16 protein-coding genes are annotated in these 25,326 nt (G+C 71.7%); 7 read left to right on the top strand and 9 right to left on the bottom strand.

Annotated elements, in window-relative coordinates:
- The first annotated feature begins 59 nt into the window (after positions 1-59).
- A complete protein-coding gene (locus ACFZAX_RS17960) occupies positions 60-1,442 on the top strand; it encodes an L-serine ammonia-lyase (protein ID WP_390962540.1) in 1,383 nt (460 codons plus the stop codon).
- Positions 1,443-1,518: 76 nt separating this feature from the next.
- Here the strand turns inward: ACFZAX_RS17960 and ACFZAX_RS17965 are convergent, their stop codons facing one another.
- Positions 1,519-3,393 (bottom strand): pentapeptide repeat-containing protein, encoded by a 1,875-nt coding sequence (locus tag ACFZAX_RS17965; RefSeq protein ID WP_390962541.1) that lies wholly within the window; start codon positions 3,391-3,393, stop codon positions 1,519-1,521.
- A 222-nt stretch (positions 3,394-3,615) separates the two neighbouring features.
- Here ACFZAX_RS17965 and ACFZAX_RS17970 point away from each other — a divergent pair, with 222 nt between their 5' ends.
- Positions 3,616-4,605 (top strand): helix-turn-helix domain-containing protein, encoded by a 990-nt coding sequence (locus tag ACFZAX_RS17970; RefSeq protein ID WP_390962543.1) that lies wholly within the window; start codon positions 3,616-3,618, stop codon positions 4,603-4,605.
- Between the two features lie 106 nt (positions 4,606-4,711).
- On the opposite strand, the gene ACFZAX_RS17975 is transcribed toward ACFZAX_RS17970, so the two are convergent.
- Positions 4,712-6,730, bottom strand: a complete 2,019-nt coding sequence (locus tag ACFZAX_RS17975; protein WP_390962544.1) for a LamG-like jellyroll fold domain-containing protein — start codon at positions 6,728-6,730, stop codon at positions 4,712-4,714.
- Between the two features lie 137 nt (positions 6,731-6,867).
- Positions 6,868-9,048: a SpoIIE family protein phosphatase gene (locus ACFZAX_RS17980; RefSeq protein WP_390962545.1), complete on the bottom strand. Its 2,181-nt coding sequence runs from the start codon at positions 9,046-9,048 to the stop codon at positions 6,868-6,870.
- Positions 9,049-9,741: 693 nt separating this feature from the next.
- Here ACFZAX_RS17980 and ACFZAX_RS17985 point away from each other — a divergent pair.
- Both ACFZAX_RS17985 and ACFZAX_RS17990 read left to right on the top strand, forming a co-directional pair.
- A complete protein-coding gene (locus ACFZAX_RS17985; RefSeq protein WP_390962546.1) occupies positions 9,742-10,719 on the top strand; it encodes a terpene synthase family protein in 978 nt (325 codons plus the stop codon).
- Between the two features lie 415 nt (positions 10,720-11,134).
- Positions 11,135-13,468 carry an N-acetylmuramoyl-L-alanine amidase gene (locus ACFZAX_RS17990; protein WP_390962548.1) on the top strand — a complete coding sequence of 778 codons (2,334 nt, stop codon included), beginning with the start codon at positions 11,135-11,137 and terminating at the stop codon, positions 13,466-13,468.
- A 106-nt stretch (positions 13,469-13,574) separates the two neighbouring features.
- On the opposite strand, the gene ACFZAX_RS17995 is transcribed toward ACFZAX_RS17990, so the two are convergent.
- Positions 13,575-14,600, bottom strand: a complete 1,026-nt coding sequence (locus tag ACFZAX_RS17995) for an SUMF1/EgtB/PvdO family nonheme iron enzyme (RefSeq protein ID WP_390962550.1) — start codon at positions 14,598-14,600, stop codon at positions 13,575-13,577.
- Between the two features lie 230 nt (positions 14,601-14,830).
- Here ACFZAX_RS17995 and ACFZAX_RS18000 point away from each other — a divergent pair, with 230 nt between their 5' ends.
- On the top strand, positions 14,831-16,315 hold the full coding sequence (locus ACFZAX_RS18000) for a carboxylesterase family protein (RefSeq protein WP_390962551.1): 1,485 nt from the start codon (positions 14,831-14,833) through the stop codon (positions 16,313-16,315).
- Between the two features lie 94 nt (positions 16,316-16,409).
- Here the strand turns inward: ACFZAX_RS18000 and ACFZAX_RS18005 are convergent, their stop codons facing one another.
- The 3 genes from ACFZAX_RS18005 to ACFZAX_RS18015 form a co-directional block, all read right to left on the bottom strand.
- Positions 16,410-16,625, bottom strand: a complete 216-nt coding sequence (locus tag ACFZAX_RS18005; RefSeq protein WP_386886403.1) for an EF-hand domain-containing protein — start codon at positions 16,623-16,625, stop codon at positions 16,410-16,412.
- Positions 16,626-17,203: 578 nt separating this feature from the next.
- Entirely contained in the window at positions 17,204-17,719 is a 516-nt protein-coding gene (locus tag ACFZAX_RS18010) for an ATP-binding protein (protein WP_390962552.1), read from the bottom strand.
- A 435-nt stretch (positions 17,720-18,154) separates the two neighbouring features.
- Entirely contained in the window at positions 18,155-18,922 is a 768-nt protein-coding gene (locus ACFZAX_RS18015; protein ID WP_390962553.1) for an enoyl-CoA hydratase-related protein, read from the bottom strand.
- A 159-nt stretch (positions 18,923-19,081) separates the two neighbouring features.
- Here ACFZAX_RS18015 and ACFZAX_RS18020 point away from each other — a divergent pair, with 159 nt between their 5' ends.
- Positions 19,082-19,963, top strand: a complete 882-nt coding sequence (locus tag ACFZAX_RS18020) for an alpha/beta fold hydrolase (protein ID WP_390962554.1) — start codon at positions 19,082-19,084, stop codon at positions 19,961-19,963.
- A gap of 173 nt (positions 19,964-20,136) precedes the next feature.
- On the opposite strand, the gene ACFZAX_RS18025 is transcribed toward ACFZAX_RS18020, so the two are convergent.
- Both ACFZAX_RS18025 and ACFZAX_RS18030 read right to left on the bottom strand, forming a co-directional pair.
- Positions 20,137-21,402: an Ig-like domain-containing protein gene (locus ACFZAX_RS18025; RefSeq protein ID WP_390962555.1), complete on the bottom strand. Its 1,266-nt coding sequence runs from the start codon at positions 21,400-21,402 to the stop codon at positions 20,137-20,139.
- 255 nt (positions 21,403-21,657) lie between these two features.
- Positions 21,658-22,878 (bottom strand): Ig-like domain-containing protein, encoded by a 1,221-nt coding sequence (locus ACFZAX_RS18030; RefSeq protein ID WP_390962556.1) that lies wholly within the window; start codon positions 22,876-22,878, stop codon positions 21,658-21,660.
- Between the two features lie 153 nt (positions 22,879-23,031).
- On the opposite strand from ACFZAX_RS18030, the gene glgX reads away from it, so the two are divergent.
- The gene (glgX, locus tag ACFZAX_RS18035) at positions 23,032-25,320 is read left to right on the top strand and encodes a glycogen debranching protein GlgX (protein ID WP_390962557.1); all 2,289 of its coding nucleotides are present in this window, start codon (positions 23,032-23,034) and stop codon (positions 25,318-25,320) included.
- Positions 25,321-25,326 lie beyond the last annotated feature (6 nt).

Raw genomic sequence — 25,326 nt, forward strand, 5'->3', positions numbered from 1 at the left:
CCACCCCACTTTTCGTTTCGCCGGTGGACAACGGCGTCCGCCCAGCTAGGAGTCTCCCCGTGGCCATTTCGGTCTTCGACCTGTTCTCGATCGGCATCGGACCGTCCAGCTCCCACACGGTGGGCCCGATGCGGGCGGCGCGGATGTTCGCGCGCCGGCTGAAGAACGAGGGCCTGCTCGCGCCGACCGCCTCGATACGCGCCGAGCTGTACGGCTCCCTGGGCGCGACCGGCCACGGCCACGGCACGCCGAAGGCGGTCCTCCTCGGCCTGGAGGGCGAGTCCCCCCGGACCGTGGACGTCGAGTCCGCCGACGCCCGGGTCGAGCAGATCCGCACCACCGGCCGCATCAGCCTGCTGGGCGCCCACGAGATCCCGTTCGACGCGGACGAGCACCTGGTCCTGCACCGCCGCAAGGCGCTCCCGTACCACGCCAACGGCATGTCCATCCACGCGTACGACGAGACCGGCGCGCTGCTGCTGGAGAAGACGTACTACTCGGTGGGCGGCGGGTTCGTCGTCGACGAGGACGCGGTCGGCGCCGACCGGATCATCCCCGACGACACCGTCCTCGCCCACCCCTTCCGCACCGGCGACGAGCTGCTCCGCCTGGCCCGGGAGACCGGACTCTCGATCTCCTCGCTGATGCTGGAGAACGAGAAGGAATGGCGCACCGAGGAGGAGATCCGTACCGGCCTGCTGGAGATCTGGCGGGTCATGCAGGCGTGCGTCGGCCGGGGCATGTCCCGCGAGGGCATCCTCCCCGGTGGCCTCAAGGTCCGCCGCCGCGCCGCGAACTCCGCCCGCCAGCTGCGCGCCGAGGGCGACCCGCAGACCCATGCGATGGAGTGGATCACCCTCTACGCCATGGCGGTCAACGAGGAGAACGCCGCCGGCGGCCGGGTCGTCACCGCTCCCACCAACGGTGCGGCCGGCATCATCCCCGCGGTCCTGCACTACTACATGAACTTCGCGGCCGGCGGCGCCACCCCCGAGGAGAAGGACGACAGCGTCGTCCGCTTCCTCCTCGCGGCGGGCGCGATCGGCATGCTCTTCAAGGAGAACGCCTCGATCTCCGGTGCCGAGGTCGGCTGCCAGGGTGAGGTCGGCTCCGCCTGCTCCATGGCCGCCGGCGCGCTTGCCGAGGTCCTCGGCGGCTCCCCCGAGCAGGTCGAGAACGCCGCCGAGATCGGCATGGAACACAACCTCGGCCTCACCTGCGACCCGGTCGGCGGCCTCGTCCAGATCCCCTGCATCGAGCGGAACGGCATGGCGGCCGTCAAGGCCGTCACCGCCGCGAAGATGGCCCTGCGCGGCGACGGCACCCACAAGGTCTCCCTGGACAAGGTCATCAAGACCATGAAGGAGACCGGCGCGGACATGTCCGTGAAGTACAAGGAGACCGCCCGGGGCGGGCTCGCGGTGAACATCATCGAGTGCTGAGCGGGCGGTCACCGGCAGGCGCCTGCACGGCTGCCGGTGCTGTCACGACGGGAGCGGCGGGACGTCGGCGCCTCGGTCAGCGCTTGACGCGGTTGCGTACGGCGAGGACGGCAAGGCCGAGCAGGACCGGCTCGGCCAGCCGGGAGCCCATCTCGATGTAGATGCCGGCGGTGGTCAGGTCCTGACCGGACGAGCGGAAGACGACCGAGTTCGCGGTCACGTTGAACGCCTTCTCGAACCGCTCGGTGGTGTACCTGGAACCGGTCGGATTCAGCGGGGCCTCCCTGTCGATCTCGAAGACGACGCGGCCTCCGCCCGGTGGGACCGTACCCGTCGCTTCCTGCTTCGCCGAGTTTTCCGGGATACCGAATCCCATCAGGAAGAAGATCGTGAGAAACACGGCGACGGCGAGCCACCCCAGTGCGCGTGACGCGCGCAGCCCGTACCCGGAGAGCAGCCAGTAGAGGTACAGCAGCCCACGCTCGGGGCGCGTCGAAACGGTGCGGTCGTGGCGGCGCATCTCCATCTCGCCGTAGTAGAAGTCCGCCGCTCCCGGCTCGTTCTTGCCGTCCTCGAAGGCCTTTCGCAGCGCCCGGTACACCGGTGCCAGCTGCTCCGGCCCCACCTTCCGCGCGCCCGGCATCTCCGTTCCCCACCCAGGGGCCGCACGAGGCTGACGGGCACGCCACGAGCGCTCCTCGGCAAGAGTGCGGCGGCGGGTGAAGCGCACAGGTAGCCCGTGCCGCCAGTTCGTGCCGGACGGCACGTCGCCGAAGCTACAGGCGCCCTCCAGCCGGACCTGATCCAGATGCACGGCCCCGGTGAGCACGCAGTCCGCCAGGTTGACGCCCGCGAGAACCAGGTGCGCCGCGTCCACACCCCGCAACGACGTCAGCCGCACCGCGGCGTCGGGTGCGCCGGTGAGGGTGTGTTCCTCCACCACCTGACCGTCCGTGAAGACGAAGGGCTCGGCTTCCGCCGCGATCGTCAGGGGGTATTCGAAGACCGCGTCGGCGAAGTCGACGGAGGCGTAGCGCAGACGTAGCTCGGCCGTGGACGCCCAGCGCGTACGCCGGCACTCCAGGTTCCTCGCGGCCATGGAGAGGGTCACCGGGGCGGCGAAGACCGCTCCGGACAGCACCACCCCGCCGGTACACACCAGTGGTCCGACCACCGCGGCGGTGGTGAAGACGGCCTCGGCGAAGTCGACCGTCCCGAAGGACGCCGCCTCGAACCCCGCCCGGTGCCGAAAGGTGGTCCGCCTGAACGAGGCGAGTTCCCAGCAGGTCGCCCCGTGGAACAACACGTCGCCCGCGAAGGTCGCGCCCAGGAACGCCGCGAGACCCGCGAAAGCCGCGTCCGTGAATCCGGCATAACCCGAGAAGGTCGTCGTGTGGAACCAGGCGTTGCGCCCGAACGCCACCCGCCCGAACTCGGCATCGTCGGAGAACGTCGCACGACGGAACTCGGCTTCCTCCTCGAACCTCGCTCCCATGAAGGTGGCGTGGTCCCGGAACCTCGCCTCCTCGAACCCGCCCCGCCCCTTGAATGTCGCCCTGTCGAATCTCGCCACTCCCTCGAAGGTCGCTCTCTCGAAACTGGTGGTTCCCTCGAACGTCGTGTCCAGGAACCTGGCGTCACCCAGGAACGTCGCGCCGTCGAACAGGGCTGTGCCGATGCGGGGAGCCTCGGTACCGGGTTCGGTGAGGACGTCGAGGAGTTCCCTCAGGAGCCAGTCGGCGAACCGGGTGCCACGGTGATCGACGGCGGCGCCGGGGGCAAGGCCGGCCAGATGGGCGGAACGCTCGGCGGGGGCGAGGTGAGCGAGGCACGCGGTGTGGCCGGTGACCTGGACCCCCCGGCAGCCGACGGGGTTCCCGGGAAGTGCGCCGTGACCACAGCACGGCCAGGGCGGCGGAATCGGCAGCGAGTCGGCGGGAGGAACACTCATGCCCGGAAGACGGTCGAACAGCCCGGACAGTTGCCTCCGCTGGCTCTCCGGCAGGGTCGGTTCCGTGTGGTGAGACACGGCGGGGGACGAGGCCGCCAGAACTGCGCCGGTCGGGCATACGGGAAGAGCCTGCCGGGACATGGCCCGCGACTGCGGGATGCCGGTCCGATCGTCCGGAAGCCGACCTTGTCCTGGAGGCATTTCCTCACAAGGATTCCAGGCATGGGAAGTCAGGATCCGCCGGCGCGGGAATCTCGGAACGCTGAGGAGAGACCGGACCCGCGGAACGCGCGGAGCCCGGCCGAACTCGCCGTGGCCATGCAGCAGCTCATGGAGTGGTCGGGGCTCACCCTCCGACAGCTGGAACAGATGGCGGAGGTGCACGGCGACGTACTGACGCACAGCACCCTCACGGAAGTCCTGCGCCGTCAGTCACTTCCGCGTCCGGAGACCCTGACCGCTTTCGTCCGCGCGTGCGGAGCGGGCGAGCAGGTGAACCTCTGGCTGGAGGCTCGGCGAAGGATCTCGGCGCGTGACACCCACGCTCCCGGGGCCGGTCCGCGCCCCGGGGCCCCGCCCGCTCCTCGCCCGGAGGGCGGACGGCCGTCCTTCCCCCGCCTACCACTCCTGTGGGGCACGGCAACCGCTCTGCTGGTCGCCGTCGGTGTCTGGATACTCGTGTCCCACGGCTCCTCGTCGCCGTCCACCGGCACGGCGGCCCAGACTCCCTCTGCGGTCTCCCCGGCCGAACCGGCCCGGAGTCCCGCCCCGGGCTGGTCCCGTATTCAGCCGGTCGGCTCGCCCGCCTCGTGCCTCACCGAGGGACACGACGCCAAGGGTCTCTACCCGAGCGCCGTCGCCGTCCAGGGCCCGTGCACCGGGAGCACCCAGCCGAGGACGCGTCTCGAAGCGGTCGGCGACGGACTCTTCTACATCCAGTGGGAAAACCCGGACGACGCCGCCATCGGCTGTCTCACCGTGGTGGACAGCGGGGTCGTCAAGGACTTCCTGGCGCCGTGGGACGACTGCGGAGCAACGCGGCTCTCCCAGCACTTCCGGATGGAAGCGGTCGACCAGCCCGTGCCGGGCGGCTACCGCATCCGCCCGGCCCATTCGGGCCTGTGCGTGTCCATCGTCAGCCAGACGCGGGAGGCCGTGCAGAAGCCGTGCGACGGGGAAGCGTGGCAGGAGTACTTCATCGGACCCGCGTGAGGCTGGAGCCTCGGAGTCGCACGCTCTCTGGATCCGGCAGCGTCCCGGGGCACGGTGGAACACGCGAAAACGTGCCCCACCCGGCCCCTCCCGGCCCCCGCCCCGCTCAGGCGTTCATGAACTGGTCCACCCGCAGCGCCCGGTCGACGATGCGTACGTCGCCGAGGGTGCCGTGGAAGACCTGGCTGACCGCACCCGCCCACTGGTAGCCGCCGACCAGGAACGGCTTGTGGAGCGAGGCCAGGCCGACCGCCTTCGAGGTGGGGTTGCGGCCCTCCTCGCAGCCGTTCACGTAGAGCTTGCTGACCTTGCCGTCGTTGACCACGGCGACGTGCCACCACTCCTGCTGCTGGAGCAGGTGGCTCCACGCGGTGGTCGCTCCGTCCATGTTGAGCGGGTAGGCGTTCCACTGGATCTCCAGGGAGCCGCTGAGCCCCAGTGTCATGACCGGTTCGTCGGCGGTCGACGTCGGGCCGTTCTTCCCGGCCTCGGCGGCGGTGCCGGCGCGGCTGAGCATCGAGGACCAGCCGTTGCGTCCGCCGTTCCAGTCGGCGGGCACCTTGAAGAACAGCTCGATGGTGTAGCCGTGCGGGAAGGTCTCCGCGTTGACGGGGGCCTTGTCGACGGTACGGAGGTAGGCGCCGGCCACCGGGTTGCCCTGGCCGGCGAAGACGAGGCCGCCGTGTCCGGGCTGGTCGGGGTGGTGGTCGCCGGTCCAGGTCAGGGCGTTGGCGGCGGCGCCCGGGACCTGCTGGAGGACGAGGTCGTTGCCGTGGCCCGCCTGGTCCTGGACGACCGTACCGGCGGGGAGGCTGCCGCCCTCGGCGCCGGAGCCGTCGAACCGCCAGTACGCGAGGGTGCCGGGGATCAGCATCCGCCGGGCGGCGCGGGGCGCCCGCGCCGGGACGGGGGCGAAGCCGGCGAAGCGCTTCTCGAAGTCGATGTCCATGGAGAAGTAGTCGACCGGGGAGGTCAGTTCGATCTCCTGGGCGGCGGCGGCGTTCAGTTCGTCCTCGGCCGCGCGTTCCCGCATCCACGGCGAGAACGTGGCGATGTCGATCCGGCCCCGGTTGAGGTCGAAGCGGTACGAGCGCAGCATGCCGGAGCCGCCGTAGTAGCGGTCCTGGTAGTTGGTGATGTGCAGGTGCACGTCGTTGCCGGCGCTGTTCTTCATCACGGTGGAGCCGGGCGGCCAGTAGTGGCCGTTCAGGGTGAGGAAGATCTGGTCGTTGTCCTTGATCAGCCCGTCCCACATCTGCTGCCCGTACGCCGAGAGTTCGGCGGAGCCGTCGTCGTACGAGCCGACGATCTCGTGGGTCGTCACGATCACCGGCAGGGTCGGGTTCGCCTTGATGACGGCGTTGGCCCAGGCGAACCCCGCCGCCGACATGCGCCAGTCGAGGGAGAGGACCATCCAACTGCGCCCGCCCGCACGGAAGATGTGGCTGGTGTTGTAGCCGTCGGGGCTGGAGGAGTGGTGGGCGGGCGACTTCCTGGCGCGCGCCGGGCCGAAGGTGTCCAGGTACGGCGTGCGGCCGCGCTGGTCGTCCCCGCCCACGTCGTGGTTGCCCGCCAGCACGCCGTACGCGGCGCCCGCGTCGTCGAGCATGTCGAACACCTTGGTGACGGCGGCGTACTCCTCGGCGTGGCCGTTGTTGGTCACGTCGCCGAGGTGGGCGAGGAAGACGATGTTCTCGTCGTTGCCGCCGGCCCGGCCGGCCGGGTCGAGCACGTACCGGAAGGATGCCTCCATCGGGGCCGGGTGGATCCGGTCGATGTCGAACATGTACTGCGTGTCGGGCATGACCACAAAGGTGAACCGTGGGTTCTCCGGGTCCGGGCTCCACGTGCCGCGCTTGCCGGCGCCGGTCTTCTTCTCGTGACGCGCTTCGGACGCCCCCGACGCGAAGGCCGGTGTCGCACCCAGCAGTCCGGTCGCCGTGGCGGCGGCCCCCGCGCCGAGCACACCGGCGCCGCGCAGGAAGGTGCGCCGGCTCCTGGCCGCGAGCCCTTCCCCGTCGAGATCGGCGGTACGCGGACAGCCGCAGTCGGCCGAGTGTGCGTCCGCTTCCGTCGACAGGCTCCGCTCCGGGGCGTCGGGGCTGCCGTCAGGGGTGGTGTGCATACGTGCTCCCAGCAACGAATCGAGGTGGATGCACGCACGCTAGGAAGCCCACCGGTGCGGGGGCATGTCGCACCGGCGACCGGCTGCCCAACACTCCGCCAACTTCGACAACCCCCGTGACCTGTGAGGGAGCCTCTCTACAGCTCCACCTCGGCCCAGATGATCTTCGCGTCGTGGGTGTAGCGGGTGCCCCAGCGGGAGGCGAGCTGGGACATGATGAAGAGGCCCCGGCCGCCCTCGTCGCCGGCTCGGGCGTGGCGCAGGTGGGGGGCGACGAGGCTGGCGTCGCGGACCTCGCACGTGAGGGTCTGGGTACGGACCAGGCGCAGGGAGAGCGGCGGGGTGCCGTAGCGCACGGCGTTGGTGACGAGCTCGCTGACGATCAGCTCGACCGCGTACAGCGCGTCCTTGGGGACCTTCCACTCGATCAGGTGCGAGCGGGTCAGGTTACGGGCCTTCGCCGGGGCGCCCGCGTCGGGGGCGAGCTCGATGGTGACCACCTGGGCGGGGCCGACCTCGGTGGGACGGGCGAGGAGCAGCACCGCGCCTTCCGGGTGGGCGACGGGCCGGTAGTTGTACATGATGGCGTCGGCGATCTCCTGCAGGTCCCGGTCGGTCGGCGCGAGCACCTCGTCGACGGGGCGCAGGCCCGGGCGTTCGTGCAGGTTGCTGCCGCCGCTGTGCATGACGATGAGGCTGCCCGGTTCGAGGGTGATCTCGGCGGTCGAGAAGGGGGCGTTCTCGGGCGTGGAGAGCGGTGGCCCGTCGGGCAGGTCGAAGGGTTGCGGGGTGCCGTCCGGGCGGACGACGTGGGGGATCGGCGCCCCGGCCCGGGCCACCGTCCAGAGCCGGGTGAACGGGTCGTACTCCCCGTAGAGGCAGGTCGCCCTGAGGGGCCGCAGGCGCAGGGCGTCGCCGACGGGGAGCGCCGCCCGCTCCTCGGCGAGCTGGACGGCGATGTCGTTGACCCGGGAGAACAGCTCCTCGGGCGAGAGGTCGAGGGCGGCGAGCGTGCGGACCGCGGTGCGCAGTTGGCCCATGGTCGTCGCGGTCTGCACTCCCTGACCGTCGACCCGGCCGACGACGAGGGCGGTCCGCGCGCCGGAGAGGGAGATGGTGTCGAACCAGCTGCCGCTGTTGCGCCCGGGCAGGTACACGTGGGCGGTGTCGACGGCGATCGGGGACGCGGGACCGGACGGCAGGAGTCGGCGCTGGACGGTGGAGGCGACGGTGTGGTCGCGTTCGTAGCGCCGCGCGTTGTCGACGCTCAACGCGGTGTGCGCGGCGAGCGTCACCCCGAAGGAGAGGTCGCTCTCGTCGTACGGCTCGCTCCCGCCGCACCGGTAGAGGCTGACGACGCCGAACGCGGTGCCGCGCAGCGCCAGGGGCGCGACGATCATCGAGTGCGACCCGAACTCCTCGATGGACCTGGCCCGGTCGGGATCGGTGTCGTACCAGGGCAGTCCGGGGGCGAGCTGCACCAGGCGGGGGCTGAGGTCTTGGAGGGAGAGGGAGTACGGGGTCGGGTGCGGCATCTCCCGTACGTCGCCCACCGGGTGGGCGGCTCCGCCGGCTCCGAGGGGGCCCCGGAACGCGATGCGGCGCAGCGGGGTGCCCCGGGGTGGCGGGCCGGCGGGGGCGTCGGCGCCGCGCAGCACGTCGTCCACGATCTCGACGACCGCGATGTCGGCGAACCCGGGGACGAGCGCCCTGACCAGTTCCTCGCAGGTGACGGCGAGGTCGAGGGACTGGCCGACGCGTTCGCGTACGGCGTCGAGGGCCGCGGCGCGGGCGGAGCTGCGCTCCTGGGCGGTGATGTCCGCGGCGAGCACGAGCAGCGCCGCCGGTCCCGGGGCGGAGGCGTCCGGCAGTGCGGCGGCGTCCGCGCCGGAGCCGGCCGCCAGCGGGTGGAAGGCGACGGCGAAGGTGCGGTCGGTGCCGGCCGGGTCGGTGCGGTGCGCCCTGGCCACGCCGACGGGGCCGGTGCCGCCCTCGCCCGGGTGCGCGGCCCGGGCGCCCCGCGCGGATGCGTCCGGCCGGGGCGCGGGGGGCGACGCGGCGGCGGGGGGCGCCGGGGCGGCCGGTCCGAGGGCGCGTGCCGCCGCGTCCGGGTCCTCCAGCCGGAAGACGTCGGTGAGCAGCCGGCCGACCACGTGGTCCGGGGCCTCGCCGAAGGTCAGCGCGCCGGCCCGGACGATGCGCAGGTCACCGTCGACCACGTACGTACGGATGACGGGGGCGGTCACGAGGGCGTGCAGCAGAGCGGGGGGTGCCGGGTCGCCCGGGGGGACCGCCGACGGGAGGTCGTCGTCCGGCACTGCTCCACCACCGCCCTTCGAACACGACTTCGCCTCACCCCACCTTGGGACCCTCGACGCGCTCGCGCCATCGGGGGGCGTACGGACGGAGGACGGGCCGGGGCCGGCGTCCGGCGGTCGGCAGCCGGACCGCGGGAGGGTGCCGGAGGGCAGTGGTGCCAAGGATTCCGGCGGTGGGCCGGGGGATCGCGGGGAGCGCGCCGACGGTTTCGGGACATCGGTGGGCGGGCTCGCCGGGATCGCGCCGTGAGACGGATGAGTACGCGTGAGATTGACGCGGGTACGCCACGGAGTGGACTACGACGGTCATCAACCGCTCATAAAGTCACCACCATTCGGCGGCACCATACAATTTCGGTCACGGGCAACTTCCCCCAGCCGCTCGCCCAGGGTTGACTGGGCGTCACGCATGGTGACGCGCTGGTCCGGGGCCCGGTTCCACCCGACCGCCGAATACACCCGTTCGGCGGTCCCGGTACGACAGGGAGAAGGAAGAGGGAGGAACCACCACAACCGTCCCACCTCGCAGGGTGACGCCTTGGCCAAAGGAACGGATTCCGGAACGCCCTGTTCCGTCGGCTCCCGAGGGCTTCGCGCTCCGTGTGCCCCACGACCGCCCGCCGAACCCACCCTCCATCCACACCGTCTTGACGAGGGGTATCAATGAGCCAGATCGCCTTACCGGCGTTTCACATGCCGTTCGCCAGCGCCGGATGCAATCCGGGTCTGGAGAAGACCAAGGTGGCCGCCTGGAGATGGGCGGACTTCCATGGCGTGGAACTTTCTCCGGTGGCCCGGAAGAAGATGATCAGAACCCGGCCGGAGCTGTGGATCTCCCTCATCTTCCCGACCGCGTCCCAGCAGCATCTCGACCTGTTCTGCCAGTGGCTCTTCTGGGCCTTTCTGGTCGACGACGAATTCGACGACGGACCCGCCGGACGGGATCCCCGGATGTGCGGCTCCGCCATCACGAGGCTCGTCGAGGTACTCGACGGGGCCGTGGCGCACTCCGCCATGGAACTGACCCTGGAGGAGCTGCGGAACCGCACGTACCGTGACCGGTCGACGGCCTGGGTACGCCAGTTCCGCAGGGACACCGTGGCCTGGCTCTGGACGTACTACGCCGAAGCGGTCGGACGGGCCGCCGGACAGGTGCCGACCCGGGCCGAATTCGTGAAGCACCGCCGGGATTCCGTGGCGATGCAGCCCTTCCTCGATCTCCACGAGATCACGGCGGGCATCGATCTCACGGACGCCGCCAGAAGCCTTCCCGCATACGTCGCACTCCGGGACGCGGTGACCGATCATTCAGGTCTCTGCAACGACATCTGCTCCTTCGAGAAGGAGGCGGCGATGGGCTACGAGCACAATGCCGTCCGCCTCATCCAGCGCGACCGCGGCTGCACGCTCCAGGAAGCCATCGACGAGGCCGGCATCCAACTGGCCCGGATAGCGGAACGTGTCCGGCGCGCGGAGAAGGACCTGGCCGCGGAGATGGACGCGGCCGGCATCGAGGGTGCGGAGCGGACCGCTCTCGAACGGTGCGTGCGGGACTACCGCGGCCTCGTGCGGGGCGACTTCGACTACCACGCACGGGCCGAGCGCTACACCCGCCCGGACCTGGTGGAGCCGGAGGAGCGGAGCGAGCTCTCCCGGTTCTTCGCCGCGTGAACGGTCCCACGTGAACGGCCCCGCGTGAACGGCCCGCGTGAACGGTCCCGCACGATCCCCTCACCGGGCGCCGCAAGCGTCCGGTGGGTCCTGAGTGGGTCCTGAGGAGAGAACTCCGGGGGATCCGAGCGGCGTGCGAGGCGCCGAAGACATGCGGCTTCCGGAATTTCGGCGGCGGAACCCCGGGAGCCGCATCCCGCACCTCAAGATTGTCCTGTCAACGCCTTGACCTACACCTGGTCAAGAGTTCACTCGATCGGGTGTTTTCTCATGCAAGACTGTCCCCTCCGGCACCACAGGTCGGCCGGTTCCTGAGGGTCGCCACGTCCCGCGCGGACGTCACACCGACCATGCCCCGGGAAGACCCCGGCCTGCGGATCGCCGCTCTCTCATCATCGTCCTCGGGGAATCAAACGTGAGATCGAAGCGAAGAGTATGGGCCACGGCTGCCGTCGCGACGGCGGCCGTGGCGGGTGTCCTCGTGTTCCAGGGGGTCACCGGCACCGACGGCGCCCACGGGGGCGTGGACGCCAAATCCGCCCCGGCGCAGGTCGACGTGCACAAGAACGAGCTCAAGGTGTCGGCGGACGGGACCACCGCCGACTTCGAGCAGAAGGACACCAAGCCCTTCAGCCTGCTGGGCGTCACCTGGACCGACCCGGCGGCGAGGATATCCGGCACCGTCGAGGCGCGGACCCGCTCGGTGGCGACCGGCGAATGGACCGGCTGGCTGCCGCTGGCGACCGACATCGACGGGCGCACCGAGACCGGCCAGGCCGGTGTACGGGGCACCACCGAGCCCCGCTGGGTCGGGGCGTCGAACGGCGTGGAGGTCCGGGTGACCTCCGGGGGCAGCTCCTCCGCAGGTCTGCCCGCCGGTCTCCGCCTGGACACGGTCGACCCCGGCGCCTCCGGGCTCGACGCGGAAACCGCCGCGTACACGCAGGACATGACGGAGGGTACGGAGGGTTCCGGCGAGGACGGCGAGACCGCCGAGCCCACCCCGACCGACACCGCGTCGGCGCCGGAGACTCCCGCCCCCGCGGACACCGGGGCCACCCCGGAGACCGGCGGCCTGCCCGGCACGGCCACCGACGAGCCGACGTCGGAGCCGACGACGGCCGCGCCGACCACCGGGGCGCCGAGCGTGACGCCGACCCCGACCGCCCCGGGCCCGACACCGACAGTCGCCAGTCCCACGCCGTCCGCGTCGACCGGTCCGGTGTCGACGATGCCGAGGCCGCCGATCGTCAGCAGGGCCGCCTGGGGCGCGAACGAGGCGCTCAATGACGAGGCGCCGGAGTACACGACGTCGGTCAAGGCCGTGTTCGTGCACCACACCGCGCAGACGAACGACTACAACTGCGCGGACTCCCCCGCCATCATGCGGAGTCTGCACGCCTTCCACGTCCAGTCGAACGGCTGGAAGGATCTGGGCTACAACTTCATCGTCGACAAGTGCGGCACGATCTTCGAGGGCCGCAAGGGCGGTGTGGACAAGCCCGTCTTCGGCGCCCACACCTACGGCTTCAACCGTGAGACGGCCGGTATCGCCGTCATCGGCATGTACAGCGACACGAAGGCCGCCACTGCGGCGACCACGGCGGTGGCCCGGCTCGCGGCGTGGAAGCTCGGTCAGTACCGGGGCGATCCGGCGGGCACGACGACGCTGGTGGCCGGGGCGACCCAGAAGAGCGGCACCGGCATCTCGTACACCGCCGGGAAGACCTACGCCTTCAAGCAGATCTCCGGTCACCGCGACGGTTACAACACCGAGTGCCCCGGCACCGCGCTCTACGGGCAGCTGGGCGCGATCCGCTCCGCCGCGGCGGGTCCGGTCACCGGTCTGGCCGTCTCCTCGGTCACTGGGAGCAGCACCTCGGGCGGGACGACGTACACGCAGTCGAGCGTCAAGGTCGCCTGGAAGTCGGCCACTCCGGCCGCCCTCGTCGCCAAGTACGAGCTGCTGGTGGACGGCAGGGTGGTCGCGACCACGAACGGTGCCACCACCTCCGCTTCGGCGACGCTCGCCGTAGGCACCCACAAGGTGCAGGTCCGCGCGACGCACCAGTCGGGCAAGGTCTCTCCGCTCTCGGCCGCCGCGACCGTGGTCGCCGAGAAGACGGCGCCCTCCTTCACCACGAAGCCCTCGCTGGCACTGAGCGCCGGCACGGTGAGCACCACGGCGGTTCCCCTCACGCTGAAGTGGAAGGCCGCGGACGGGATCGCGCTCAAGGAGGTCCGGCTCACCGCCCCGGTGGCGAAGACCTTCACTCCGACGACGACCGGCGCCGCCCAGACCGCCAAGCCGGGCGTGGCGACGACCTGGAAGATGACGGCGTACGACCGCGCGGGCAACACCGCCGCCGCGTCCGTGGCCGGTACCCCGGTGATCCTCCAGGAGACCTCCACCACCCGGACGGGCACCTGGACCGCGAAGTCCTCGTCGAGCTACCTGGGCGGGAAGTCGTACTCCAGCAGCGCCAAGAACGCGAGCATGACCTGGACCTTCACCGGCCGGTCGGCGGCGCTCGTCGTCTCGCGCGCCTCGACCTCGGGGCAGGTGTACGTCTACGTCGACGGCAGGAAGACGGCCACGGTGGACCTGAAGTCCTCCACCACCAAGTACCGCGACGCGATCTGGACGACCACGTGGTCGACCGCCGCGAAGCACACGGTGAAGCTGGTCGTGGTCGGCACGAGCGGCCGGCCCGCCATCACCACGGACGGGCTGGTGTACCTCAAGTAGGGCTGGGCCGTGTCCGGCGATGCGCGTCGGACACGGCGCAGTACGGCACCCCTCGCGACAGCGCGCCCCGGCCCGGTGGACTTCCGGCCGGGGCGCGCCCGCGTGTTCACGGTGTCGCCGGGCCCGTGTCGCGGGCGCACCGGAACCCGCCGTGACCGGTGGAAGAGTCGGGCGTGTTGTGGGAGCGGGCGGCGACCCGGTAGCGGTTGCAGTAGGAGGCGTGGCAGAGGTAGGAGCCGCCGCGGATGACGCGTTCGCCGGGGCCGAAGGCGTCGGCGCACCACTCCCAGACGTTGCCCGAGGTGTTGTGGAGTCCGTGGCCGTTGGGCGGGTAGGCCGTGACGGGTACGGTGCCGGCGCCGCCGGGCCGGTCGGAGCGGTGCGGGAAGTCACCCAGCCAGGTGTTGCAGCGTTCCTCGCCGCCGGGGGTGAACTCGTCGCCCCACGGGTAGCGGGCACTGTTCAGCCCGCCCCGGGCGGCGTACTCCCACTCCGCCTCGGTGGGCAGGCGCAGTCCCGCCCAGGCGCAGTAGGCGAGGGCGTCGCCGTGGGAGACGTGGACGACGGGGTGGTCGGCGCGGTCCTCGACGCCGGAGCCGGGGCCTTCGGGGGCTGACCACGAGGCGCCTTCCACGCCGAGCCACCAGGGTGCTCCGGGGACGGTTCCGACGACGTGGCGCCGGGCGTCGGGGTGGACGAGCTGGTGGAAGACGAAGGAGCTGCCGAAGCGTTCGGCGTCGGTACGGTGTCCGGTGACCCGGACGAACGCGGCGAACTGCGCGTTGCTGACGGCGGTGGTGTCGATGGCGAAGGCGGCGACGGTGACCCGGCGGGCGGGCCCCTCGTGGTCGGCCCGGTACCCCTCGTCGAAGGCGTCGCCCATCCAGAAGGTCCCGCCGGGCAGTTCGGCCAGGGTGTGCCCGATTGCCCGTACGTCCCCCGGGGGCGGCGGGACGGCGGGGATGCCGAGCAGCGCGGGGCCGGGGCCATGCTCGGGGCCATGGCCGGCGCTGGTGCCATGGCCGGTGCTGGTGCCATGGCCGGTGCTGGTGCCATGGCCGGCACTGGTGCCATGGCCGGTGCCGTGCGGGGTGCGGCCGGGGGCGCAACAGGGTCGGTCGGACGTGCTCATGCGGATGCTCCGGTGGTGACGTTCTGCCGTGGTTGACGTGCTGCCGTACGGGTCCGGGGTGCGGCGGCGCCCGCGTACCAGGATCGCGGGGGCGCCCGCGCACCGCGTCGGCGGGGCAGTTGCGTCGGCGTGAACGCACCTGGGGGCGCCCGTGCCCGGACGGCTCTTCGGGCTGCGTCCGACGGGGAAGTACCCCATTCTGGAGGGCACCCGCGAAAGGGCCGACGCACATGCGCGAGAGACATCCGGACGACCGCCCGGCCGTCACCACCGTCACCACCGTCCACGGAGCCGTGCGCGGAGTCCGGGAGAACGGGGTGACGGTCTTCCGGGGCGTCCCGTACGCGGCTGCCCCCGTGGGTGCCCTCAGGTTCCGGGCCCCGGAGCCGCTTGAGCGGTGGGCGGGGGTGCGGGAGGCCGTCGTGTTCGGGCCGACAGCGCCGAAGCGGCCGTACGACCCGCCCCTGGACGTCCTGTTGCCGGACCCCGAGGTGCCCGGGGACGGCTGGCTCAACCTCAACGTCTGGACGCCCGGCCCGGAGCTGACCGGGCTGCCGGTGCTCGTCTGGATACACGGCGGCTCGCTGCTGCACGGGTCCTCCGCCGTCCCGGTCTACGACGGGACGGCGTTCGCCCGGGACGGGGTGGTGCTTGTCTCGGTCAACTACCGCCTGGGGATCGAGGGGTTCGGCGTGCTCCCGGACGCCCCCGCCAATCTCGGGCTGCTCGATCAGCTGGCCGCACTGGAGTGGGTACGCGACAACGTCGCGGCGTTCGGGGGCGATCCGGGGCGGGTGACGGTGGCGGGCGAGTCGGCCGGGGCGGTGAGCGTCGCCGCGCTGCTCACCGCGCCGAGGGCGGCGGGGCTGTTCCGGCGGGCGGTGTTGCAGAGCGGTGCGCCGGACGCGCCGACGCCCGAGGCGGGACGCCGCACGACGGAACTCGTCGCCCGGCGCCTGGGCGTTCCCGCGACGGCGGCGGCGCTGGCGGCCGTGGAACCGTCCGCGCTGCTCGCCGCGCAGAGCGAGGTGACCCGCGGCGGGAATCCGCTGACCGGCCGCAACGCGTTCCGGATCGTCGTCGACGGCGACCTGCTCCCCCGCGACCCGGCCGAGGCGCTGCGCGGCGGCGCGGCGGACGGGGTGGACCTGCTGATGGGGACGAACACCGAGGAGTACCGCCTCTGGTTCGTGCCCAGTGGGCTGACCGAACGCCTCGGACGCGTACGGCTGCGGCTGGCGCTGCTGAAGTTCGGGGTGCCGGGCGCGACGGCGCGCGTGTACCGGGCCCACCGCCCCGGGGCCACGCCGGGCGAGCTGCTCGGCGCGCTCGCGACGGACCTGCTGCTGAGGGTGCCTCTCAACGTCCTGGCGGACGCGCGGGTGGGCGCCCCGGGGCGTACGTACCTCTACGAGTTCGGCTGGCCCTCGCCCGTGCGGCGGCTCGGCGCCTGCCACGCCCTGGAGATCGGCTTCGTCTTCGACACCCTGGCCCACCCGGACGCCGTGGCGCTGGCCGGTCCGCACGCCCCGCAGGAGCTGGCGGACGCGATGCACGCGGCCTGGGTACGGTTCGCGGCCACCGGCGATCCGGGATGGGACGCCTGGGACGCGCGGCGGCCGGTGATGGCGTTCGGTCCGGGTGCTCCCGCCGTGGTGGAGGCGCCCCGGGACGACGAGCTTCGCGGCTGGCCCCCGTACCGCGCGGCGGGCTGAGTTCCACGGGTGAGCCCCGGCCCGCCATGGGCCGGGGACGCCCGTCGGCGGCTCGGGTCGTGTCCCGTAGGGCTCAGGCCGTGTCCCGTAGGGCTCAGGCCTTGTTCTGCGAGGCCCAGAACTCGTCGAAGGTGAGCAGGCCGTCACCGTTGGCGTCGTGGGAGTTGATGATCGCCTGGGCGACCGTCTCGGTGACGAACGGGTCGCCCAGCTGCGCCATGGCGCTCTTGTACTCGGCGGCCGTGATGAGGCCGTCACCGTTCTGGTCGAAATGCTCGAACGCCTTGCGTGCCGACTCGATGTCCGCCACTTTTCCGCCCCTATCGCTTGTCCGATTGACGGTGGTCAGATTAACGGGCCGCCGCGCTCACCCGTGCGGCGGCCGATGGAGAGGCGGACGGCCGGTGGAGGGGCGGCCGGCCGACCGGACCGGCGACCGGACCGACGGCCCGACCGACAACGGGACCGACAGGGCTGCGACGATCTTCACCCTTCACGAGGCGTCTACGAATCATCCACTGAAGCTCATATTCATTCACTGAATGCCAGGGGTTTCCTTCATGAAACCTACGATTCACATACCAAAAGAGCGCCTTGATCCCGTATTGCCCGATATGCGCCTTTGGTTTCCCGGGGGCTGATGTGCCATAGTCGTCCCACGACCTCCTCCGACCCGAGCACAGGTCATGCACGCGGCCGTGAACCACCCCCCATTTCACGGCCCCCCACAGAAGCCCCCAGCTCGCCGGACCACGGCGGACGGGGGCTTCTGCGTGCGCCGGGGACGGGGGTCTCCGCGTACGTCGCGTGCGCCGGGGACGGGGGCTTTCGCGCGTACCGGGGACGCGGGAGCTTCTCCGGCCACCGGGGAGGGCCACGCCCCAGGGCCTACCGGTCCGTGCGGTCGGAGATCCGCATCTCGAACCAGGTGATCTTGCCGCGCGGCAGCAGGTCGACCCCCCAGCGGTCGGAGAGCTTGTCGACGAGGAAGAGGCCCCGCCCGCTCACGTCCATCTCCCGTACCGGCATCAGGCACGGCAGACCGCGCGAAGGGTCGCGCACCCCGATCCGGATCATGCCCCGGCGGCGCTCCATGCGCAGACCGAAGTACTGCGCCCCGGTGTGCCGTACGGCGTTGCCCACGAGCTCCGAGACGAGGAGGACGGCGTACTCGGCGAGCTGCGGGGAGAGGTTCCACTGCCATAGCACCACGGCCGACGCGATCCTGCGGGCCGTCGCCGCCGACTCCGGACGGGACGGCAGCCGCACGCCCTCCTCGTCGGTCGGGTTGCCGTACAACTCCAGTACCCGGTTCGGCTGTTCGTCCTCGGACACCGATACCCGCCGCGCCGCCGTCGCACTTCCGTGCGCGCGCGACTGTTCCCCACCCTCCAGGCCCGCCATGCCCCCATCATGGCCGGAGCAGACTCGGGCCGGAGCCGTTCCTGGGGAATCCCACCTCCGGAATGGCCGGATCCGGTAGGGAGATCGGCATATGCCAAAGACATAAAAATGATGTGGACATCCCTGCTGACCTGCAACGGAATACGGGCGTCACGAAGGGCCGTCCTGGCCGGTACGCCGGCCGGGGCGGGCGGTGCGGGCCGGTGCGGGTGCCGGCGATGCCGCCCGCACGGATGAACCCGCACCGCCCCCACGACGACGCACGACGTGCCCCCCGACCACGCGTGCCCCGCCACGGCACCCCGCCACGGCACCCCGCCCGCACGATGCGCGCGAGCAGGGCGGGCCGAGCAGGGCAGGGCAGGCCGAGCGGGGCGGGCCGAGCGGGGCGGGCCGAGCAGGGCGGGCCGAGCAGGGCGGGCCGAGCGGGGCGGCTCAGCGGAAGGCGGCCTTCCCCGGCCCGTCCTCCATGAAGCTGCGCATGCCGGTCTCCCGGTCCTCCGTGGCGAACAGCCCCGCGAACAGGGTCCGTTCGATGGTGAGACCGGTGTCGAGGTCCGTCTCCAGACCCGCGTCCACCGCCTCCTTCGCGGCCCGCAGCGCCAGCGCCGGTCCCTTCGCCAGGGCCGAGGCCCAGGCGTACGCCTGCGCGTACACCTCGTCCGCCGGAACGACCCGGTCGACCAGACCGATGGCGAGGGCCTCGTCCGCCCGCACGTGACGGCCGGTGAAGATCAGGTCCTTGGCCCGTGAGGGGCCGACGAGACGGGCGAGGCGCTGCGTGCCGCCCGCTCCCGGGATCACTCCGAGCAGGATCTCGGGCTGGCCGAGCCGGGCGTTCTCCCCGGCGATCCGGAAGTCCGCACAGAGCGCCAACTCGCAGCCGCCGCCCAGGGCGTAGCCGGTGATGGCGGCCACCACCGGCTTGGGGATGCGGGCGACGGCGGTGAAGGAGTCCTGGAGCGCGCGGGACCGTACGACCATCGCCGCGTGGTCCATGTCCCGCATCTCCTTGATGTCCGCGCCGGCCGCGAACACCTTCTCGCCGCCGTGGACCACCACGGCGCGCACGTCGTCGCGGCGGGCGGCCTCCTCCGCCAGCTCCTTCAGCCGGTCCTGGGTGGCCACGTCCAGCGCGTTCATCGGCGGTCGGTCCAGCCGGATCGTGCCGACGCCGTCCTGTACTTCGAGGGTTACGGTCATGGGGGCAGGCTAGAGGCTGTGTCCCGTACTTCGAGGGTGACGGTCGGGGTGCGGGCCAACGGCCGGCCCGGCGGACGACCGGGGTCGGCGGGAGAGGCGCAGGTCACCTGCCGCCCGTGCGGCCGCTCCGCGTGGTCGGTGCCGTGGCAGGATTCGTGCATGCCGAATGTTGTCGTGTCTCCCGGGGTGTCCATCGCGTACGAGAGCTTCGGCGATCCCGGGCACCCACCCGTCCTGCTCGTGATGGGGCTCGGCGCGCAGATGCTCGCCTGGCACGAGGACTTCTGCCGGACGCTGGCGGACCGCGGCCGGTACGTGATCAGGTACGACAACCGCGACTGCGGGCTGTCCACCACATTCGACGAACACCCGGTCGACACGGGTGAGTTCTTCGCCACCGTCGGCGCGGGTGACATCCCGGCCGCTCTCGCGATGGTTCCCTACCGGCTTCGCGACATGGCCGACGACGGACTCGGCCTGCTCACCGCGCTCGGCATCGAACGCACCCACGTGGTCGGTACCTCGATGGGCGGGATGATCGCCCAGACGATGGCCCTCTCCTCCCCGGAGCGGGTGCTGACCCTGACGTCGATGATGTCCTCGACCGGCGAGAGCGAGTACGGCCGGTCCAGCCCGGAGGCCCAGGCGGCGGTGTCCGCCCCGAAGCCGACGGATCGCGAGGGATACGTCACGGCGGCGGAGAACGAGCTGGTGTGGGCCTCCAGGCGCTACGGCGACGCGACGGCCCTGCGGGAGCTGGCCGCCGCGAGCTACGACCGCTCGTTCTACCCCGCGGGGATCGGGCGGCAACTCGGCGCGATGGTCCTGAGCGGCTCACGCGCGGACGCGCTCCGCGAACTGCGGGTGCCGACGCTGGTGATCCACGGCCTGGACGACACACTGATCGCCCCCAGCGGCGGAAGGCGTACGGCGGAGCTCGTACCCGGCGCTGAACTCCTGCTGATCCCCGACATGGGCCACGACCGCCCCCGGGAGCTCTGGCCGGTGCTCGTCGACGCCCTGGTGTCCCACACCGGCTGAGCGGGACGTCCGCCGGACGCGCCCCGACGGTGCCGCCCGCGAGACACGGCCTGCAGCGGCATCGGGGCCCGGAACGGCGGTGGGCCCGGCGCCGCGTCCACGGCACCGGACCCACCACCCGCGTCCAGCTGTTCAGCTGTTCAGCCGCTCAGCCGCTCAGCCGCTCAGCAAGGTCACTTGATCCACTCGGACCAGTCCATGTTCCAGCCGTTGAGGCCGTTGTCCGGGGCGATGACCTTGTCCTTGGAGTTCTTCACCACGACGACGTCTCCGATGATCGACTGGTCGAAGAACCAGCCGGCCGGGGTCTGCCCGTCGTACCCGCCGCGCACGTCCCTCAGGCCGACGCAGCCGTGGCTGGTGTTGGTGGTACCGAAGATGCCGGAGTTGCCCCAGTAGTTGCCGTGCACGAAGGTGCCCGAGGTGGACAGGCGCATGGCGTGCGGCACGTCCTTGATGTCGTACTCCCCGCCGAAGCCGACCGTGTCGCCGTTCATCCGGGTCACCCGGAGCTTCTCGCTGATGACCATCTGGCCGTTGTACGTGGTCGTGGCCGGGGCGCCCGCCGAGATCGGGATGTCCTTGAGCGTCTTGCCGTCGCGGACGACGACCATCCGGTGGGTGGAGGCGTCGACCGTGGAGACCTGGCTGCGGCCGATCGTGAAGCTGAAGGACTTGGCCTGCTTGCCGTAGACGCCGGGCCGTCCCTCCACACCGTCGAGGTTGAGTTCCACGGTCACCTTGGTGCCGGGGGCCCAGTACTTCTCGGGGCGGAAGTCGAGGCGGTCGTTGCCGAACCAGTGACCCTCGATCCGCACGTCGGGCTCGGCCTTGACCGTGATGGCCTTCTCCACGGCGTCGGGGTCGGTGATGCCCCGGGTGAAGTTGATGGAGACCGGCATGCCGACGCCGACGGTCGAGCCGTCCTCGGGGGTGTACTGCCCGATGAAGGTGTTCTTCGGGACCAGCGTGGTGAAGGTGGTGTCCTTGGCGGACTGGCGGCCCTTGGAATCCTCGGCGATGGCGTGGACCGCGTACTTGGTGGCCGCCGCGAGGTGCCGTTCGGGGGTCCAGCTGGTGCCGTCCGCGGAGAGGGCGCCCTGTACTTCGGCTCCCTGGGCGTCGACCACCTTGACGGTGGTCAGCTTGCCCTTGGCGGCCGAGACCTTGAGCGCTCCGCTGGTCTCCACGGAAGCGGCGCCGTCGGCCGGTGCCACGGTCACGACCGCCTCGGAGGCGGCGGTGTCCTGGACCTGGGCGCTGCCGCCTTTCGAGCCGGCGCCGCTGTCGCTGCCCGCACCGCTTCCGCCGGAGCCGCCGCAGGCCGTCACCAGCAGAAGCAGTGCGCCCAGCAGCACCGCGAGGATTCCGGGGCCCCGGCGCCCGCGCGTTCCCCCGCCGGTCCCGGCCGCACGCCCTCGTATCGGCTTCCCGCTCATGGTGGTTGTCTCCCCTCGCACGGCCTGGCCCGACCGGGCCCCGCACACCCCCGCGCGTCGAACATGCGCGCCTATCGAGAAGAAAACCACACGCTACAACGCGGTGAAGTACTGGGGATGTCACCGTTCAGTCCCAAGTACGGCCGGGACAAACGCAGGTGACACGGGGTGCGGAGACGCTCACCGCGCCGGGGTGTCACCGGCCCGCGCGGGGCGCTCCTCCGGGTGCCGCCGGACACCACCTGAAGGGCCGGACTACAGGGCCGAACCCGCCTTCCATCGCTTCCAGCCGAGGTTCCAGCCGCCGAGTCCGTTGTCCGGGGCGACCGTCTTGTCCTCGGAGTTGACGACCTCCACGACGTCGCCGACGAGGGTGCGGTCGAAGAACCAGCCGGCCGGGGCGGACCCGCTGCCGCCCTTCTCGTCCCGCAGCCCGATGCAGCCGTGGCTGACGTTCTCGTTGCCGAAGGTGTCCTCGGGCGCCCAGTAGTTGCCGTGCAGGAAGGTTCCGGACTCGGTGAGCCGGATGGCGTGCGGTACGTCCTTGATGTCGTACTCCCCGCCGAAGCCGACCGTGCGCCCGTCCATCCGGGTCACCTCGTGAAGTTCGCTGACCACCATCTTCCCGTTGTACGTGGTGGTCTTCGGGGCTCCCGCGGTGATCGGCACGGTGCTGACGAGCTCGCCGTCGCGGCGTACCTCCATGGTGTGCTCGGCGGCGTCCACCACCGAGATCTGGGAGCGGCCCACGGTGAAGCGGACGCGCTTGTTCTGGCTGCCGTACACACCGGGCGAGCCCTCCACGTCCCGGAGCCCGATGTCGACGGTGACGACGGTGCCCGGCTTCCAGTACTTCTCCGGGCGGAAGTCGAGCCGGTCCTTGCCGAACCAGTGGCCGGACACCTCCACGGCGGGCTCGGCGGTGACCTTGATGGCGCGCTGCACCGCGGCACGGTGGGTGACGGGGCTGCTGAAGTCGAAGGAGACGATCATCCCGGTGCCGACCGTGGAGCGGTGCTCCGGTTTGAAGTAGCCGATGAAGCGGTGCCCGGGGATCAGTGTGGTGAAGGTGGTGTGCCGGGCCGACCTGCGCCCCGCCCGGTCGACCGCCACCGCGTCGACGCTGTACTTCGCGGCGAGCCGCAGCCGCCCCGCGCCGCCGGTGGGGGTCCACCGGCGGCCGTCCTCGGAGATCTCTCCGGTGATCCGCTCGCTGCGGGCGTCCTCGATCTGCGACACCTCGACGCTCTCCAGGTGCCCGTCCGGGACCTCCACCCCGATCCGGGTGGAGGCCGGGACGTTCTTCGCACCGTCCGCCGGAAGGACCAGGATCGCGTCCTCGGGGGCGCGCGCCTTGCCGTTGACGAACGGAATTCCCCCGGTGCAGCCGGTCAGTACGGCCACGGCCACCAGTAGTCCTGCCCATGTCAGCACGGCGGCCGGACCGGTCCGTGCTCTCTTCGCTGTGTGAGTCACGCACCCACCAACGACCAGGGTCGCTCCGGGGAAACGTGAGTGTGGGCCTCCCGGTGGGCAGAACAGGGGGGAGGACTTCACCGGGAGGCCGCGGCCGGGACGCCGCGTGCGTCTCCCGTCTTGCCCGTCCCCACGAGCCGCAGGAGGCCGGGAGTGTCGAGCGCAGCCGAGCAGGAAGCCGTGCAGGAGCCGGTACGACCGGTGCGCGCAGGTGACGGACCGTCCGGAAACACCACCCGTGTGCCGCAGTCCGGTGCCCCGGCGGGGAGCCCGGACGGAGCCGTACCGCCCCGGGTGTGGCCCGGTGCGCCCATGCCCCTGGGGGCGCGGTTCCGGGTGGGCCCGGACGGGGTGGCGGGCACCAACTTCGCCCTGTGGGCGGGTGGGGCGGAGGCGGTGGACCTCTGCCTCTTCGACGAGGCGGGCCGCGAGACGCGGTGCCGGCTGACCGAGCTGACCCATGAGATCTGGCACGGTTTCCTGCCGGGGGTGCGGCCGGGCCAGCGGTACGGCTACCGCGTCCACGGCCGCTGGGACCCGTGGACGGGGGCGCGGTGGAACGCCGCGAAGCTGCTGCTCGACCCGTACGCCCGCGCCGTGGACGGCACCTTCGCGCTGCCGCCCGAGGTGTACGGACACCTGCGGGACTGGCCCCAGCAGCACGTCGCCGACACCGTGCGCGACGAGCGCGACTCGGCGCCGTTCGTCCCCAAGGGGGTCGTCGTGGACGACGACCCCCGGGGCGACGAGTGGATCGACGACCGGCGCCCCAAGACGCCGTGGGCCGACTCCGTCATCTACGAGCTCCACGTGCGCGGCTTCACCAAGCTGCACCCGGGCGTCCCGCCCGAGCTGCGGGGTACGTACGCCGGTCTCGCCCACCCCGCCGCGATCGGGCACCTGAAGCGGCTGGGGGTGACGGCGGTGGAGCTGCTTCCGGTCCACCAGTTCGCGCACGAGGACCATCTGCTCCGGCGCGGGATGCACAACTACTGGGGCTACAACTCGATCGGCTACTTCGCCCCGCACGCCGACTACGCGGCGAGCGGCACCGCCGGGGCGCAGGTCGGCGAGTTCAAGCGGATGGTGCGCGCCCTGCACGACGCGGGGATGGAGGTGATCCTGGACGTCGTCTACAACCACACCGCCGAGGCCGGCGAGCTGGGTCCGACCCTGTCCATGCGGGGGGTCGACAACCGCGGCTACTACCGCCTCCAGTCCGACGCCCGCCGGTACGCCGACTACACCGGCTGCGGCAACACGCTGCACGTGGTGCAGCCGCACGTGCTGCGGCTGATCACCGACTCCCTGCGGTACTGGGTCACCGAGATGGGCGTCGACGGCTTCCGCTTCGACCTGGCGGCGGCGCTGGCCCGCTCCATGCACGACGTGGACATGCTCTCCCCGTTCCTCGCGGTGATCGCCCAGGACCCGGTGCTGCGACGGGTGAAGCTGATCGCCGAGCCCTGGGACGTGGGCAACGGCGGCTACCAGGTGGGCGCCTTCCCGCCGCTGTGGACCGAGTGGAACGACCGCTACCGCGACGCCGTCCGCGACTTCTGGCGCGGCGCGCTGCCCGACGTACGCGACCTCGGCTACCGCCTCTCCGGCTCCAGCGACCTGTACGCCTGGGGCGGGCGGCGCCCGTACGCCTCCGTCAACTTCGTCACCGCGCACGACGGTTTCACCCTGCGCGACCTGGTGAGCTACCACCACAAGCACAACGAGGCCAACGGCGAGGACAACCGCGACGGCACCGGCGACAACCGCTCCTGGAACTGCGGTACGGAGGGCGAGAGCGACGATCCCGGGATCAACGCGCTCCGCCGACGCCAGCTGCGCAACCTCCTCACCACCCTGCTGCTCTCCACCGGGGTGCCGATGCTGGTGGCCGGCGACGAGATGGGGCGCACGCAGGGCGGCAACAACAACGCCTACTGCCAGGACAACGAGATCAGCTGGGTCGACTGGTCGCTGCTGGAGGACCCAGGATGGCGCGGGCTGACCGAGCTGACCGCCCGGGTGCTGCGGCTGCGCCACACCCATCCGGTACTGCGCCGCCGGGCGTTCTTCTCCGGTCGGCCGCAGACCGCGGACGGGCTGCGGGATCTGGCCTGGTTCACCCGGCACGGCGAGGAGATGACGGCACAGGACTGGTACGCGCCCGCGGCGACGCTCGGGCTCTTCCTCTCCGGGCGGGACATCCCGGGCCGGGACGCGCGGGGCGAACAGATCGTGGACGACAGCTTCCTGGCGATCCTGCACGCGGCGGAGCACCCGGCCGACTTCCTGCTGCCGGGTCCGCCGTGGGCCGCCTCCTACGCACTCGTCCTCGACACCTCCCGGGAGGACCAGGCCGAGGCACCCGGCACGGTCCACGCGGGCGGCACGGTGCTGACGGTGCCGGGGCGCTCGGTGCTCCTGCTGCGGGTGACGGGGTGACGGTTC

This window comes from Streptomyces sp. NPDC008125, assembly GCF_042957125.1.
Lineage (GTDB): Bacteria > Actinomycetota > Actinomycetes > Streptomycetales > Streptomycetaceae > Streptomyces.

Excerpts from the sequence above, each read along its gene's own strand:
- ACFZAX_RS17965 (WP_390962541.1), bottom strand. The coding sequence starts at position 3,393 with ATGAGTGTTCCTCCCGCCGACTCGCTGCCGATTCCGCCGCCCTGGCCG.
- ACFZAX_RS17970 (WP_390962543.1), top strand. The coding sequence starts at position 3,616 with ATGGGAAGTCAGGATCCGCCGGCGCGGGAATCTCGGAACGCTGAGGAG.
- ACFZAX_RS17975 (WP_390962544.1), bottom strand. The coding sequence starts at position 6,730 with ATGCACACCACCCCTGACGGCAGCCCCGACGCCCCGGAGCGGAGCCTG.
- ACFZAX_RS17985 (WP_390962546.1), top strand. The coding sequence starts at position 9,742 with ATGCCGTTCGCCAGCGCCGGATGCAATCCGGGTCTGGAGAAGACCAAG.
- ACFZAX_RS17995 (WP_390962550.1), bottom strand. The coding sequence starts at position 14,600 with ATGAGCACGTCCGACCGACCCTGTTGCGCCCCCGGCCGCACCCCGCAC.
- ACFZAX_RS18000 (WP_390962551.1), top strand. The coding sequence starts at position 14,831 with ATGCGCGAGAGACATCCGGACGACCGCCCGGCCGTCACCACCGTCACC.
- ACFZAX_RS18010 (WP_390962552.1), bottom strand. The coding sequence starts at position 17,719 with ATGGCGGGCCTGGAGGGTGGGGAACAGTCGCGCGCGCACGGAAGTGCG.
- ACFZAX_RS18015 (WP_390962553.1), bottom strand. The coding sequence starts at position 18,922 with ATGACCGTAACCCTCGAAGTACAGGACGGCGTCGGCACGATCCGGCTG.
- ACFZAX_RS18020 (WP_390962554.1), top strand. The coding sequence starts at position 19,082 with ATGCCGAATGTTGTCGTGTCTCCCGGGGTGTCCATCGCGTACGAGAGC.
- ACFZAX_RS18025 (WP_390962555.1), bottom strand. The coding sequence starts at position 21,402 with ATGAGCGGGAAGCCGATACGAGGGCGTGCGGCCGGGACCGGCGGGGGA.